Origin of the sequence: Salinivibrio sp. ML198 (assembly GCF_001996015.1) — a bacterium.
Lineage (GTDB): Bacteria > Pseudomonadota > Gammaproteobacteria > Enterobacterales > Vibrionaceae > Salinivibrio > Salinivibrio siamensis.
In genome coordinates, this window is record NZ_MUEZ01000011.1 from 121197 (window position 1) to 135920 (window position 14724).

Annotated in this window: 12 protein-coding genes; 6 read left to right on the forward strand and 6 right to left on the reverse strand. The window is 52.6% G+C overall.

What is annotated here, in order from left to right; translation table 11 throughout:
* Nucleotides 1–16: 16 nt before the first annotated feature.
* The 4 genes from prpB to BZG25_RS09655 all read left to right on the forward strand — a co-directional run bounded on the left by prpB (nt 17) and on the right by BZG25_RS09655 (nt 5597).
* The gene (prpB, locus tag BZG25_RS09640) at nt 17–886 is read left to right on the forward strand and encodes a methylisocitrate lyase (protein WP_077638985.1); all 870 of its coding nucleotides are present in this window, start codon (nt 17–19) and stop codon (nt 884–886) included.
* A 114-nt stretch (nt 887–1000) separates the two neighbouring features.
* The gene (prpC, locus tag BZG25_RS09645; RefSeq protein WP_077638986.1) at nt 1001–2152 is read left to right on the forward strand and encodes a 2-methylcitrate synthase; all 1152 of its coding nucleotides are present in this window, start codon (nt 1001–1003) and stop codon (nt 2150–2152) included.
* Between the two features lie 43 nt (nt 2153–2195).
* Entirely contained in the window at nt 2196–3647 is a 1452-nt protein-coding gene (locus BZG25_RS09650) for a bifunctional 2-methylcitrate dehydratase/aconitate hydratase (protein ID WP_077638987.1), read from the forward strand.
* A gap of 66 nt (nt 3648–3713) precedes the next feature.
* Nucleotides 3714–5597, forward strand: coding sequence for a propionyl-CoA synthetase (locus BZG25_RS09655; RefSeq protein ID WP_077638988.1), 1884 nt, complete (start codon nt 3714–3716; stop codon nt 5595–5597).
* An 81-nt stretch (nt 5598–5678) separates the two neighbouring features.
* Here the strand turns inward: BZG25_RS09655 and BZG25_RS09660 are convergent, their stop codons facing one another.
* The 3 genes from BZG25_RS09660 to BZG25_RS09670 form a co-directional block, all read right to left on the reverse strand.
* A complete protein-coding gene (locus BZG25_RS09660; RefSeq protein ID WP_077638989.1) occupies nt 5679–6659 on the reverse strand; it encodes a sensor domain-containing diguanylate cyclase in 981 nt (326 codons plus the stop codon).
* 130 nt (nt 6660–6789) lie between these two features.
* On the reverse strand, nt 6790–7977 hold the full coding sequence (locus BZG25_RS09665; RefSeq protein WP_077638990.1) for a class I SAM-dependent methyltransferase: 1188 nt from the start codon (nt 7975–7977) through the stop codon (nt 6790–6792).
* A gap of 139 nt (nt 7978–8116) precedes the next feature.
* On the reverse strand, nt 8117–9490 hold the full coding sequence (locus BZG25_RS09670) for a methyl-accepting chemotaxis protein (RefSeq protein WP_077606289.1): 1374 nt from the start codon (nt 9488–9490) through the stop codon (nt 8117–8119).
* A gap of 81 nt (nt 9491–9571) precedes the next feature.
* Between BZG25_RS09670 and yccX the strand changes: the two genes are divergently transcribed.
* The gene (gene yccX, locus BZG25_RS09675) at nt 9572–9844 is read left to right on the forward strand and encodes an acylphosphatase (protein WP_077606288.1); all 273 of its coding nucleotides are present in this window, start codon (nt 9572–9574) and stop codon (nt 9842–9844) included.
* Nucleotides 9845–9971: 127 nt separating this feature from the next.
* Here yccX and BZG25_RS09680 read toward each other — a convergent pair whose 3' ends face one another.
* From BZG25_RS09680 to BZG25_RS09690, 3 genes are all read right to left on the reverse strand, one after another.
* The gene (locus BZG25_RS09680; protein ID WP_025672953.1) at nt 9972–10301 is read right to left on the reverse strand and encodes a TusE/DsrC/DsvC family sulfur relay protein; all 330 of its coding nucleotides are present in this window, start codon (nt 10299–10301) and stop codon (nt 9972–9974) included.
* Between the two features lie 226 nt (nt 10302–10527).
* Nucleotides 10528–11196, reverse strand: a complete 669-nt coding sequence (locus BZG25_RS09685) for a Bax inhibitor-1/YccA family protein (protein ID WP_046073363.1) — start codon at nt 11194–11196, stop codon at nt 10528–10530.
* A 207-nt stretch (nt 11197–11403) separates the two neighbouring features.
* A complete protein-coding gene (locus BZG25_RS09690) occupies nt 11404–12681 on the reverse strand; it encodes an NRAMP family divalent metal transporter (protein WP_077459433.1) in 1278 nt (425 codons plus the stop codon).
* 579 nt (nt 12682–13260) lie between these two features.
* On the opposite strand from BZG25_RS09690, the gene BZG25_RS09695 reads away from it, so the two are divergent.
* Nucleotides 13261–14469 (forward strand): NupC/NupG family nucleoside CNT transporter, encoded by a 1209-nt coding sequence (locus BZG25_RS09695; protein ID WP_077638991.1) that lies wholly within the window; start codon nt 13261–13263, stop codon nt 14467–14469.
* The last annotated feature ends 255 nt before the right edge of the window (nt 14470–14724 follow it).

Genomic DNA, 14724 nt, shown 5'->3' on the forward strand with positions numbered 1-14724 from the left:
TCACAAGGAGAATACTATGAGTGCAGGTGCACGTTTTCGCCAAGCGGTGCGCAACAATATTCCGCTGCAAGTCGTCGGCACAATCAACCCCTATTGCGCCATGATGGCAGAGCGAGTGGGGCATCAAGCCATTTACCTCTCTGGAGGTGGAATTGCCAATGCCTCTTATGGCTTACCGGATTTGGGGATCACGACTCTTAACGATGTGTTGGAAGATGTCCGCCGGATCACGGCAGCAACCGACGTGCCCTTACTGGTGGATATTGATACCGGCTTTGGCGGCGCGCTCAATATTGCTCGCACCATTCGCGAAATGGAGCGGGCCGGTGCAGGCGCGGTGCATATGGAAGATCAAGTGGCGCAAAAGCGCTGCGGTCATCGCCCTAACAAAGAAATTGTCAGCCAAGCCGAAATGGTCGACCGCATTAAAGCCGCGGTGGATGCGCGCACCGATCCTGAGTTTGTGATCATGGCGCGCACCGACGCCTTGGCGGTGGAAGGTATGGACAGTGCTGTCGCCCGCGCCAGAGCGTACGTAGAAGCAGGTGCGGACATGATTTTTCCCGAAGCCATGCAAACGCTCGAACAGTACCAAGCCTTTGTCGAGCAAGTAAAGGTGCCGGTGCTGGCGAATATCACCGAGTTTGGTCAAACCCCACTGTTTACCAGCCAAGAGCTGGCGGGTGTGGGGGTCAGCATGGTGCTGTATCCGCTCTCTGCGTTTCGTGCCATGAACCAAGCCGCCCTCAATGTGTATCAACACTTGCTGGATGATGGCCACCAGAAAAACGTGGTCGACACCATGCAACCCCGTGATGCCCTCTATGACTTCTTGGGATATCACGCCTACGAACAACAATTGGATCGCTTATTTGGAAAAGAGTGATCACGGACGTACACCCACGGTGTGAAAACGTCGGTTACACCACTGGAATTATCGCCACGTTCACGGATTCATGCAGCGGTTGAATCTGATGGCATCAAAGGAAAGGAGCCAATCATGACAAATGTCGCCGTCGCACCCAAAGACAAAGCCATCTCCGGCGCGGGCCTTCGTGGCCAAAGTGCTGGTACCACCGCCTTGTGTACGGTGGGACAAACCGGCACCGGATTAACCTATCGCGGTTATGACATTACCGATTTAGCCAATCACGCCCAGTTTGAGGAAGTCGCGTACCTGCTGCTCAAAGGCCAACTCCCCAATCGCCAAGTGCTCGCCGACTACACAGAAACCTTGGTTGGCAAGCGGGGGTTACCTGACGCCTTAAAAGCGGTGCTGGAGCGAATTCCTGCCAATGCGCACCCCATGGATGTGATGCGTACAGGCTGCTCGATGCTGGGTAACTTGGATCAAGAAACCGACTTTAGTGAGCAAGCGGATAAAACCGATACGCTGTTGGCGATGTTACCAGCCATTATCTGCTATTGGTACCGCTATTCGCATGATGGTGTGCGAGTCGATACCTATCAGCCGGAGGTGAAAAGCATTGGCGGTTACTTCCTCAAAATGCTCACTGACGAAACCCCGTCGCCACTGCATGAATCCGTGATGCATTGCTCGCTGGTGCTGTATGCCGAGCATGAGTTTAATGCTTCGACTTTTACCGCGCGCGTGTGTGCGTCCACCTTGTCCGATTTGCACTCTTGTATTACTGCGGCCATCGGCAGCTTGCGCGGCCCATTGCATGGCGGTGCCAATGAAGCGGCGATGGCGATGCTCGAGCAGTGGCGGTCGCCTGACGACGCTGAAGCCGGGCTAATGCAAATGCTCGCCAATAAAGACAAAGTGATGGGCTTTGGCCATGCGATTTACCGTGAATCAGACCCCCGCAATGCGCTTATTAAGCATTGGTCGAAACAGCTTGCCGAAAACGCACCGGACGCTTGGCTTTATGACGTGTCTGAGCGGGTTGAGCAGGTGATGAAGCGCGAAAAAGGCTTGTTCCCCAATGCCGATTTTTATCACGCATCGGCCTACCACTTTATGGGGATCCCGACCAAATTGTTTACCCCGATTTTTGTTATGAGCCGAGTGACGGGCTGGGCGGCGCATGTGTTTGAGCAGCGCGCTAATAACCGCATTATTCGCCCCAGTGCCGATTACGACGGCCCTGAGCACCAAGATTGGCTACCTATCGATCAGCGCCCCTAATCAGCGCGTATTCACCCGATTGAAATCACAGAAGGAATTGATCATGAGCAACAACGTAGAATTGAACCAGCGCCCCGACCCCGATGCCTTATTGGTGCAAATTGCTGATTATGTCGATAGCACGCCGATTGCCTCGGCAGAAGCCTACAACACCGCCCGTAACTGTTTGATGGATACCCTTGGCTGTGGCTTGCTGGCGCTACGTTTCCCTGAATGTACTAAACACCTGGGTCCACTGGTGCCGGGGACAACTGTGCGCCATGGCGCGCGTGTGCCGGGCACCTCCCACGAGCTTGATCCGGTCACTGCCGCGTTTAATATCGGCTGTATTATTCGCTGGCTCGATTTTAACGATACTTGGCTCGCCGCCGAGTGGGGCCATCCGTCCGATAACTTAGGTGGAATTTTGGCCACCGCCGATTACTTAAGCCGTGTGGCCGTGGCCGAAGGCAAACCACCACTCACTATGCGCGATGTGTTGACCGCGATGATCAAAGCGCATGAGATCCAAGGCGTGCTTGCCCTTGAAAATAGCTTTAACCGCGTCGGGCTCGATCACGTTTTATTGGTGCGCGTCGCATCAACGGCTGTGGTCACCAAAATGCTGGGCGGTAATCGGGAGCAGATCATTGATGCTGTCTCACAAGCTTGGGTAGATGGTTGTGCGCTGCGCACTTATCGCCATGCGCCGAACGCCGGTTCACGCAAATCGTGGGCGGCGGGCGATGCCACCTCCCGCGCGGTGCGGTTGGCGATGATCACCATGAAAGGTGAAATGGGTTTGCCGTCGGTGCTCAGCGCGCCCAAGTGGGGCTATTACGATGTGCTGTTTAACGGTAATCCCTTTAGTATCAAACAAGACTTTGCCAGCTACGTGATGGAAAACGTGTTGTTTAAGATTTCCTTCCCAGCAGAGTTTCATGCCCAAACGGCGGTGGAAGCGGCGGTGACCCTGCATTCACAGGTGAAAGACCGTGTGGATGAGATTGAACGTATTGAAATCACCACCCATGAATCGGCCATTCGCATCATTTCTAAAGAAGGGGAGTTGGCTAACCCGGCTGACCGTGACCACTGCCTGCAATACATGGTGGCAGTGCCGCTGCTATACGGCAATCTAGTGGCCGAGCACTACGAAGACGCCTTCCATCAAGCCGACCCGCGTATTGATGCGCTACGGCAAAAAATGGTGATCAAAGAAGACCCACGCTACAGCGCGGAATACCTTGAAGCCGACAAGCGCTCGATTGCCAATGCGATCCAAATCTTCTTTACCGATGGCAGCAGTACTGAACAAGTCGCGGTGGAATACCCAATTGGTCACCGCCGCCGTCGCGAAGAAGGGATCCCTGTGCTGGAGCAAAAATTCCGCGCTAACTTGGCGACTCGGTTCCCGCAAGCACAGAGCGAAAAAATCGCTGCCTTGTGTAGCGACCAGGCCGCGCTGGAGAAAACCCCGGTGCACGCGTTTATGTCGCTGTTTGTGATTAACTAAGCACGTTATTAAACACGTTGCTTGCTAACTCATCGCTCGCTCATGGCGGGCGATAAGGAGCCGCTTATGCAAGAAGCCAGTTATCAACACCATGCGGATTGGGCCAACCGCGATCCCGAGGGGTTTTGGCAGGCGCAGGCCAAACAGCTAGATTGGTTTACCTTTCCACAAACCATTCTTAGCAAAGATGACAATGGCATTGAGCGCTGGTTTGCCGATGGCACTATGAACACCGCGTATATGGCGCTTGATGCTCATGTCGAGCAAGGTCGGGGCGAACAAACCGCGCTTATTTACGACTCACCGGTTACCAACAAAAAAACCACCTATACCTATGCCGCGCTGCGTGACTACGTGGCGAAAGTTGCGGGCATGCTGGCAGGGCTAGGGGTTGAAAAGGGGGATCGCGTGGTGATTTATATGCCCATGATCCCAGAAGCGACCGTGGCCATGCTCGCTTGCGCACGGCTTGGGGCGATTCACTCGGTAGTCTTTGGTGGCTTTGCCCCGAATGAGCTGGCGGTACGGATTGAAGACGCGGAGCCCAAAGTGGTGCTCACCGCCTCATGCGGCATCGAGGGCGCGAAAACCTTGGCTTATAAGCCGATGGTCGATCAAGCCATCATGGACAGTCGCTACAAACCCGACCATGTGGTGGTCTATCAGCGTGCCATGTGTCGCGCTAATTTAGACAATCCGCGTGATGCTGATTGGGCGGCGCTGTTAGCGGAAGCGACGCCTGCGCCCCCGGTGCCTGTCAATGCTACGGATCCCTTATATATCCTTTATACCTCCGGCACCACGGGTAAACCCAAAGGCGTAGTGCGTGATAATGGCGGCCATGCGGTAGCGATGAAGTACAGCATGAGCGCGATTTACAACGTCAAACCCGGTGAAGTGTTTTGGGCCGCTTCGGATGTCGGCTGGGTAGTGGGGCACTCGTATATTGTCTATGCCCCCTTGCTACACGGCTGCACCACGGTGATGTTTGAAGGCAAACCCGTCGGCACACCGGATGCGGGGGCGTTTTGGCGTGTGTGTGAGGAGTATAACGTCAGCATCTTGTTCTCGGCGCCCACCGCCTTTCGAGCGATTAAAAAGCAAGATCCAAACGGTGAGCACCTGGCGCGTTATCCGATGACATCGTTACGTACGGTGTTTATGGCGGGCGAGCGGCTTGACCCGCCGACATTGGAATGGGTAGAAGAAAAGACCCAGCGACCCGTGGTCGATCACTGGTGGCAAACTGAAACCGGTTGGGCGATTGCCGGCAATCCATTGGGGTTAACCTGCTTTGCGACCAAGCCTGGCTCGGCAACCATGCCAAGCCCGGGGTATCAGGTGTGTATTCTCGATGAAATGGGCGACCCTGCGGCGCCAAACCAGCAAGGATATATTGCCGTGAAGCGTCCCCTGCCGCCCAGCTGCCTGCCCACGGTGTGGCGCAACCACGATCGCTTTGAAGCCGGCTATCTCAGCCAGTTCCCCGGTTACTATGTCTCTGGTGATGGGGGCTACATGGACGAAGATGGCTATGTGTTTGTGATGGGACGGATAGATGATGTGATTAACGTCGCGGGTCACCGTTTATCGACCGGAGAAATGGAAGAAGTACTGGGTAGCCATGAAGCGGTCGCCGAATGTGCGGTGGTGGGCATGCACGATGAACTCAAAGGCCAATTGCCGCTTGGCTTGGTGGTACTGAAAGATGGTTTTGTCTCTGTGAGCGGGGAGATAGAACAGGAATTGGTACAGCGTGTGCGGGATCAAATTGGCGCGATCGCTTGCTTTAAAAAAGCGGTTATCGTCGATAAGTTGCCCAAAACACGGTCAGGGAAGATATTACGTCGCATTATTCGCCAAATGGCGGATGGCGAGGCTTATCACGTGCCCTCGACGATTGATGATCCGAGTAGTTTGGAGACCATCGCCTCGGCGCTTTCACACTAGATGCAAAGGCTGTGAGTACTATCGACAACGCGTGGCACCTTGGTGTGCCACGTTTTTTATTCGTTTACACGTCTACACCGCTTAGGGCTCATCACCGTTGTGGGCTTTTTGACGCATTTTTTGTTGATACATCTTGGTATCCGCTTCATCCAACAAGTCATCTAAACCGCGGTGCGAGGTGGCTGAGCTGGTCGCAATGCCTTGGCTAAATGAGAGGGGATACGTGTGTCGGTTAATCTGATTAAATCGTTCAACCACTCCAGCAAAACGCTCGAGGGCATTCTCCGCTTCTTGACGACCCGCACCATAGAGAAACACCACAAACTCGTCCCCACCAAAGCGGGCGAACACATCCGATTCGCGCATATTGGCGCGCAGCAAGTTGGCTAAGTGAGATAACGCGATATCCCCTTCAGCATGGCCGTAGGTATCATTAATCGCTTTAAAGTTATTTAAGTCCAAAAAAGCTAATGAATAGGGAGCATTAATTGACTGGCAATGCTGTACCGCTCGGCTCGCCAGTTGCATAAAACCGCGTCGATTAGAAATGCCTGTAATGTCGTCAGTGTAAGCGGTATGTGCCGATGACAACTCACTTTCCGCGAGTCGCGCCAGATCTTTTAAAAAGCGCACATCTTCTTGGCTAAAACGTCTTGGCTGGGTATCAATAACACAGAGTGTGCCGATATTGGTGCCATCACTGAGAGAAAGCGGGTGCCCGGCATAAAAGCGGATATGCGGGTCACCAGTCACCAAAGGGTTATCGGCAAAACGCGGATCGGCACTGGCGTCTTGAACCACAAACGGTTGATTACCCAAAATGGCATGGCCGCAAAAAGAAATATCGCGGGAAGTTTCGCGCACAGTCAGGCCAAAGCATGATTTAAACCACTGACGATCGTTGTCGATTAAGCTAACGAGGGCGATCGGGACGTTGAATAAACGTTTTGCTAAGCGAGTGATACGGTCAAAGCGCTCTTCGTCTTCGCTATCTAGCAGGCCCGTCTCTTCTAGTTTTTTTAAACGCTGATCTTCATCTTGTGGCTTAATGGGACTGAGCATTCATACACTCCTGTTGATGGCTCTCTAAACGCTGACTCTCTAAATACAGTAGAGGCGCTAGACAGAAGTGTCTAGTTCAGAAGACGACATAGGTCGCCTACTGACACAAAAGTGCGATACCGCTTGCGGCTTATTGCACCAAGCAGGCAAACCCTTTCAGGTAAAAGCCTTCAGGATAAGCACTGTGAGTGGGATGATCCGCCGCTTGTGCAAAGCGTTCGATAAACTGCACGTTCTTACCGGCATCTAACGCCGCGTCCGCGAGGATCTTTTGGAACAGCCCCGCATCCATTAAACCCGAGCAAGAGTAGCTGAGCAGCGCACCGCCTGGATTAAGCAGCTGCATCGCCAGCATATTAATGTCTTTATAGCCGCGACATGCGCCGGTCAGTTGGGATTTCGACTCGGCAAACTTAGGTGGGTCCATCACAATCACGTCAAAGCGCTCGCCTTGTTCGCGATAAGTGCGCAGCAGCTTGAACACATCGGCATTGACAAATTCCGCGCGGGTGAGATCAAAGCCGTTTCGCGCCGCATTGGCTTTCGCTTTGTCGAGCGCAGGCTGTGACACATCGACATTAGTGACATGTTTGGCATTGCCTTTTTGCGCATACAAGCCAAAGCCGCCCGTATAGCAAAAGCAGTTCAGTACACGTTTGCCATCCATGTATTTCACCGCTTGTTCGCGACTATCACGCTGGTCGAGGTAAAAACCGGTTTTGTGGCCGTTGGTAACATCAACCTCAATCGTCACGCCATTTTCTTCGATGATGACGGACGCAGGCGGCTCCTCACCGTGTAAAACGCCGGTGCGCGGTTTAAGGCCTTCTTTTTTACGAATGGCCACATCGGAGCGCTCATAGATATGACAATCTGGAAACTCGGTGCGTAGGGCGGTGACCAGATTATCACGCTGGGCATCCGCGCCGGCGCTGAGCAATTGGCACACCAAGTAGTTATCGTACTTGTCGACAGTGATGCCGGGGACACCGTCTGACTCGGCGGCTAAGAGACGATAACCGGTTAAGCCATCACGCTCGGCGAGCATGGTACGTAGCGGTTTTGCCGCACGAATACGGGCAAGGAAAAAGTCACTGTCGATGGGGGTTTTTTCAAAGCACCACATGCGTACCCGAATTTGCGATTGTGGCGAGAACGCGCCAAGGCCTAAAAACTCGCCTTGATGATCGCAGACAGTGACAGTGTCACCTAAACCTGGCTTTCCTTCAATACGGGCAATGCCGCGCGAGAAAATCCAGGGGTGGCGGCGTTTGATCGATTTATCGCGGCCTTTGGCGAGATACACAGTGGCAGTCATGATGGTGTCCTAACGATTGATGATGGATAGGCAAAGCAAAAAAGGGCGGGTATTGTCGAGCAAGGTCAGGGGGATTGCAATAAAAACGCGCCCAGAGAAGGGCGCGTGATTACAAGCGTGAGGGGATAGACCTAGACGTTTAGGTACGAAGCCCTGCCACCAAGGTTTTCAGCTGATGAGCTTGTGCGCCCAGTTCGCTGACTTCGGTGGCAGAATCACGCAGCATTTGTGCCACTTGGGTCGATTGGCTGCGCACTTGTTCGACGTCTTGTGAAATCGTGCCCGCGACATTGCCTTGCTGTTCGGCAGCGGCCGCAATCTCGGTGCTGCGATCGGCGATGGTGCCACTGCGCTCAGCGATTTGGCTGATTTCGGTATCAATTTCTTGCACCGCTGCCTCGCTGGCGGACGCATTTTCAACCGTGCCTTCCATCACGCGGCGCAGATCCGCGGTATGCGCTTGCAGTGATTCAATCATAGACTGAATATCAACCGTTGACTCTTGGGTGCGACTGGCCAGTGTGCGTACTTCATCGGCCACCACGGCAAAGCCGCGGCCTTGTTCACCGGCACGTGCCGCTTCAATCGCCGCATTCAGCGCCAACAAGTTGGTTTGTTCACTGATGCCATTGATGGTGGTCACCACGGTGCCAATTTGCTCGGCGTTTTTGCTCAGCTCGCTGACTTTATCCGCTGCTTGGGCAATTTCGCTGGCAAGGCCGTTAATCGCGGCCATGGTTTGCTGGACTTGCTGACGTCCTTGGTTCGCCGCTTCGGTGGCCTCTTGCGTTTGGGTTGAGGTGTCCGTGGCATGGCTGGCCACTTCGCGAATCGAACCTGCCATTTCTTCGGTGGCACTGGCCAGTGAATCAAGATACTGGCGTTGACTCTCACCCAAGGCTTCACTCTCATCGCTACGCTGCTGCAAGCTTGCTGACAAGCCATCCATCATCTCAGCGCTTTGTTGAATCGCCTTCACCAAGTTTTGCTCGCGCTCAAGCACTTTATCGATAGTGACGGCAATTTGGCTAAACTCATCACGAACAGGAATAAAGTTCATTCGGTAGCTCAGCTCACCATCTGCTAGCTTTAATAAGGCTTGGTTCATGGTGTACATCGCGCCGCCAATAAAGGTCATGATGTAGTAAATTAGTACTGCAATCACCAGAACCATACCGATCAGCAGGCTCCAGTCGGTGGCGCTCATATGGCTAAACAGTGAGCCGTCAAGTTGATAGACAAGCTCATTACCATTGAACGTAAAACCGGTTTGCTGGTTATTGAGCAGGGTTTGTACCTCGCCTTTCGGGAGGTCGTATTTATCAACCATCGCTTGAATGGCTTGGCCTTCCGCTTCCATCTTGTGTGCCACACGGGTATCCGAGGCGGCATCCAAGGTAAGCGCAATCACAACCATTGCGAGCAAGGGGAGGAAAAAGATAAGGTAAAATTTTTCTTGTAGCCGAAGGTGGATAAAATATTTATCAATCCATCGAAACGCAACTTCTTTCATGACGCCATCCTGTCAAACGACTTGTCTCATGTAGCGTTATACAGGTGTCGTTTTGCAATGGGAATATAGGAGAGGTGACAGATGTCTCAAAAATGTGTCAAAGCCTATGTCACAGGTCACGTTCAGGGGGTTGGCTTTCGTTATCACACCGCCCATGAGGCGTTGAAGCTCTCATTAACTGGATACGCGAAGAACCTGCCGGATGGTCGCGTTGAGGTATTGGCTTGTGGACGTGAAGAATCAGTGGATTCGTTAATGGCGTGGTTAGATAAAGGGCCACCGACGGCGGGCGTCGATCAGGTTGATCAAGAGGACGCGGAATGGCGCGCCGTTGATGGCTTTGCCATCTTGTAGCGCCTTAATAACAGGTCTCAATAGAAGAGAGCCTAGAGCCAATCGTTACATGCGCCGCGAAGGTGTGGCGGCGCTTGATCTATCGGCCTCGGGACTTGTCAGCTTCGGTACTTGTTTACCTCGGTGACTAGAGGCATTTCGCGGGCTTGGGTAAGCCTGCCAGCTTGGTAGCCTGTTTTGCCGGGCCTTTAGGGAACAGCTTAAACAAGTATTTGCTGTTACCTTTCTCTGGGCCGTATTCTTTTTCCATCGATTTAACCAACAAACGCACCGCTGGTGAGGTGTTGTACTCTTGATAGAAATGGCGGACGAAGTGAATCACTTCCCAATGGGCTTCGGTCAGCGCAATGTTTTCTTGTTCTGCAAGCAGCGGTACCAGGGCTTCGTGCCAATCATCCACATTTTTTAAATACCCTTGCGCATCCGTCGCAATGGTTTCACCTTCATACACCAGCATACTTTTACCTTTGTTCGTCATCTGACCGGACGTTATCGCTTTGATTGAGGCTGCAAAGCATAGCGAGCAGGGCGGGCGAGTGCAACTGGCGTTCACTGTGCCTGATGTGGCGCGCTTCACTGAGTGGGTGCGCCATTCAATCACACGCTTTTAGGGCGAAAAAAGCAGCTATAAAAAAAGCCGGCGCATGCCGGCTCTTTGTGACTTACGGTTTAAAGCACGAGGCTTAGTCGTCGTTCATAAAGCCAAGAATGCTCAGCATATGAACGAAGATGTTGAAGATGTTCAAGTACAGCGACACGGTGGCGCGGATGTAGTTAGTCTCGCCGCCATTAATGATGTTGCTGGTGTCATACAGAATAAAGGCGGAGAAAATCAGTACCGCGATGGTGCTGATTGCCAAGCTCAGCGCTGGGATCTGCAAGAAGATGTTCGCGACCATCGCCACCAGTAGAGCAATCACACCCGCGACCAAGAAACCACCCATGAAAGAGAAGTCTTTCTTAGAGGTAATGGCATACGCCGATAGGCCTAAGAACACCATACCTGTGGTCGCCAACGCCTGCATAACAATTCCTGGGCCGCTAGACAGGCTCAGGTAGTAGGTCAAGGTTGGACCGAGTGAGGCACCCAGTAAGCCGGTAAACACGAAGGTCCATACAATACCGGCGGAAGAGTTCATGGTGCGTGGTAGCACAAAGAACACGATCGCCAACGCACCTAGGGTCATACCTAGCGACATCATTGGGCCGATGCCGACAGCGATAGCGATAAAGGCCGCGATAGCACTGGTGATCAGTGTCATCGATAGCAGTGCATACGTATTACGTAGCACTTTGTTTGTAGATAACGCACTCTGCTGTGACTGGCTGTGCGAAACGATACGATCGTTCATAACGTTCTCCCGGTTGGGTTAACAATCCATTTTTATATACGACAGTTATGTGGGCAGTCGTTCACTTTTTCAAGCCGCCCACGTCCTTAACCTAAACCACGACTGGCTTTTATAAGGTCAATAATACCTTATCCGCGCTCAACACCGATGGTGAAGTTGTAAAAGGATGTTAACCCAGCCCTTTAAGCGCGAACAAGGTAAACTTTGTTACATCAACCACTTCCACCAGACGAACACCGCCAAAAAGCCGAATAAATACACTAATCCAGTAATGGCTAGCGCGCGCATCGCTTTGCTCATGGTCACTTCAGGCGGCAAGCGGTGCTTGGTCACCAAAATATAGTTCAACAGAGCGAAAAAGGGCGTGGTGACAAATGCCGCCACCATGGCGAAATCAAGCATGGTCAGCAGTGCGCCGGTCCAAAACGCCACAATCGCCAGTGCCAACACCGAGATCAGCATCATCCAACCTTGTGCGATACCCGGGTGCGCCTCGGCTTCTGTTTGTTCACGCAACAAGCGTTGTGATTCAGATACGACCCGCGCATAGCCATCAATCACGGTAATGGTGCTGCCGAAAATACAGAAAAAGGCGACCACGGCAATCAAATAGCGCGACCATTCACCAATGGTGGCGGCGTACAGGCCCACTAACTGGTGCGAAAAGCCGATACCCGATTGCTTTAACTCCACCCCGCTGCCGTGCAGAAGCAAGGCACCAAGAGATAAGAACACAATCGCCAACAGCGCGGTACCGATGTAACCGACGTTAAAATCAAACAGCGCCGCTTTGGCGTTAATCGGCTCAGATTGCGCTTTACGCTTGAGCCACACCGAGGTGATGCTAGAAATTTCAATCGGAGCGGGCATCCAACCCATGGTCACCACAATAAAGCCGATGGCGGCGACAGACCAAATTGAGGGCGCATTGAAGTTGGGTTCAACCGCGACAGGATTCCCCACGGCAATCGTCACCGCCACCAAGGTGGCGCAAGTCAGCGTCGCCATGATCACTTTCGATAAGGTATCCAGCGCTTTGTAATGCCCCGCAATCAAGATGACTAAGCAGGTGGCCACAATAATGCTCGAGAGTACCGTCAGTGAGAGATCAAACGGCACAAAATAGCTGAGCAAGCTGGCACTAAATAAGGTCAAGGCCGCGGTGTTAATCACCCCAGAGACCGCACTTAACGCGACAAACAGCCACAAATAAGGCCGACCTAAACGCGCATAGCCTTCGACCAAGGTTTCACCGGTTCCCGCGGTGTATTGTACGCCTGCTCGAAAAAAGGGGTATTTAAACAAGTTAACGAGCAGGATCAATGCCGCGAGTTGCCAGCCATAAATGGCTCCGGCTTTGGTCGAGGCAACAAGGTGAGAGCCGCCTACAGCTGCCGCGGCCATCATGATACCTGGCCCCAATGCGCGTAGACGTTGCATCACCGACAAGCTAGATCCTGCCTGATGCGAAGAGACGGTTTGCATGTGTGTTTCCTTTATTGTGGTTGCGTTGTTGTGTTTGCTTTGTTTTATGTTTTTTAGCGCTATTGCTTTTTTTTTTCCATTGAGGCTTATTTTTATCGCTTTACCTTCAATGATTTTGTCAATAGCCACCCATGAATATCATATGAGCCAAACGTGTCAACCAATCTTGCCAAATTTGTTAAGCGCAGGCGTGATGCAGGGTGTGAATGATAGACACCACCAAGGTGACACAAAAAGAGAGGGATAAACATCCGACCATTGTCTGAGAGACAAGACACAGCCAAAAGGGCAGTTTGCAACCCTCGATAACCACTCAATAAGTGTGATCGAGCGTCAAATTCTGCTGGAAATGAGAGTTTAATCACACTAGAATGCTCGCCCAACATGTGCTCTTTGCGCAGCGATAGCCAAAGAGTGACTGTGTCGCGATTTGCGGCTGAAGAAAAAGCGTCCAAGGTCGGGCCCACCTTCACCGAACCCGCGGTACGATGTAACGCATGATGGAACCTCTTGCCACCCCGGCAGCGTGTCGTACTCATCCGTACCGCAAGTGCAACACAACGGCAAGGTAATCTATTTATGCAACTCCTCTATAGTGCGGCAGGTCTGGTCGCTCTGTTTCTGTGCGCGTGCGCATTTTCCACCAACCGCAAAGCGATCAACTGGCGAACAGTGCTAGGTGCGTTTGGCCTGCAAGCTGGGTTTGCTGCCCTGGTGCTCTATATTCCCTTTGGTCAAGCCATGCTAGGGGCAATGAGTAATGGCGCGGCGAAGCTGCTCTCCTTTGCCAACGAAGGCATCGAGTTTGTGTTTGGACCTCTGGCGAACGATGGGTTTGTTTTCGCTGTTAAAGTACTGCCGTTAATCATTTTTATCAGTGCGCTGATTTCTCTCCTTTATCATCTCGGCATTATGCAGTGGGTTATCAAACTCCTCGGCGGCGGCATACAGCGATTACTCGGCACCAGCCGCGCAGAGTCTCTGGTGGCAACCAGCAACATCTTTCTTTCTCAGGGCGAATCTCCTTTGGTAGTTCGCCCTTTTCTTAGCAAAATGACCCGCTCTGAACTCTTCGCCGTAATGGTCGGCGGCATGGCCTCGGTGGCCGGCAGTGTACTTGGTGGATATGCCGCCATGGGCGTGGATTTAAAATACCTGATTGCCGCGAGCTTTATGGCCGCGCCCGGTGGATTATTGATGGCCAAAATCATCGTCCCTGAGACGGAAACACCGGCTGAGCAAAACCAGGTGGAGATCAGCGATAGCGACCAAGCGAACGCGATTGATGCCTTGGCCAGTGGCGCGATGAACGGCATGAAAGTCGCGGTGGCCGTGGGTACTATGCTGGTGGCCTTTATCAGTGTGATTGCGATGCTAAACGCCGGGCTCGGGAGCATTGGCGAGCTGCTTGATTTAGAAGGCTTAAGCCTAGAAAGCCTGTTCGGCTATTTATTCTCACCCTTGGCATTGCTTACTGGGGTGCCGGTGCATGAAGTGTTTGCCGTCGGCAACCTATTAGGGCAGAAAATCGCACTCAATGAGTTTGTCGCCTTCTTATCCTTTGCCGATATCAAAGCGAACCTGTCGGTGCAAAGCCAGGTGATTGTCACCTTTGCCTTGTGTGGCTTCGCCAACATTGGCTCAATTGCCATTCAACTTGGCTCGATTGGTGCCATGGTGCCCGAGCGCCGCAAAGATGTGGCAAGCTTAGGCGTGCGCGCAGTGATTGCCGCCACCTTTGCCAACCTAATGAGTGCGGCACTGGCGGGTATTTTTATCGCGCTATAAGTACCGTGCAGTTAAAGAGACTCAGCTAACGTGTCTCAGTAAAAGTAGGGCGATTGGCGGCAAGCTAATCGCCTTTTGCTAGCAATATCGCCAACCTGATCACGGCTTGAGCGAACAGACAAAAAGCGGCAAATAAAGGGTTTACAAGCCACAGCGAACCCAATAATATACGCCGCGTTCCGGAGAGATGGCTGAGTGGTTGAAAGCACCGGTCTTGAAAACCGGCAAGGGTTAATAGCCCTTCTAGGGTTCAAA

Coding starts and splice junctions, on each gene's coding strand:
- prpB (WP_077638985.1), top strand. CDS start 17: ATGAGTGCAGGTGCACGTTTTCGCCAAGCGGTGCGCAACAATATTCCG.
- prpC (WP_077638986.1), top strand. CDS start 1,001: ATGACAAATGTCGCCGTCGCACCCAAAGACAAAGCCATCTCCGGCGCG.
- BZG25_RS09650 (WP_077638987.1), top strand. CDS start 2,196: ATGAGCAACAACGTAGAATTGAACCAGCGCCCCGACCCCGATGCCTTA.
- BZG25_RS09655 (WP_077638988.1), top strand. CDS start 3,714: ATGCAAGAAGCCAGTTATCAACACCATGCGGATTGGGCCAACCGCGAT.
- BZG25_RS09660 (WP_077638989.1), bottom strand. CDS start 6,659: ATGCTCAGTCCCATTAAGCCACAAGATGAAGATCAGCGTTTAAAAAAA.
- BZG25_RS09665 (WP_077638990.1), bottom strand. CDS start 7,977: ATGACTGCCACTGTGTATCTCGCCAAAGGCCGCGATAAATCGATCAAA.
- BZG25_RS09670 (WP_077606289.1), bottom strand. CDS start 9,490: ATGAAAGAAGTTGCGTTTCGATGGATTGATAAATATTTTATCCACCTT.
- yccX (WP_077606288.1), top strand. CDS start 9,572: ATGTCTCAAAAATGTGTCAAAGCCTATGTCACAGGTCACGTTCAGGGG.
- BZG25_RS09680 (WP_025672953.1), bottom strand. CDS start 10,301: ATGCTGGTGTATGAAGGTGAAACCATTGCGACGGATGCGCAAGGGTAT.
- BZG25_RS09685 (WP_046073363.1), bottom strand. CDS start 11,196: ATGAACGATCGTATCGTTTCGCACAGCCAGTCACAGCAGAGTGCGTTA.
- BZG25_RS09690 (WP_077459433.1), bottom strand. CDS start 12,681: ATGCAAACCGTCTCTTCGCATCAGGCAGGATCTAGCTTGTCGGTGATG.
- BZG25_RS09695 (WP_077638991.1), top strand. CDS start 13,261: ATGCAACTCCTCTATAGTGCGGCAGGTCTGGTCGCTCTGTTTCTGTGC.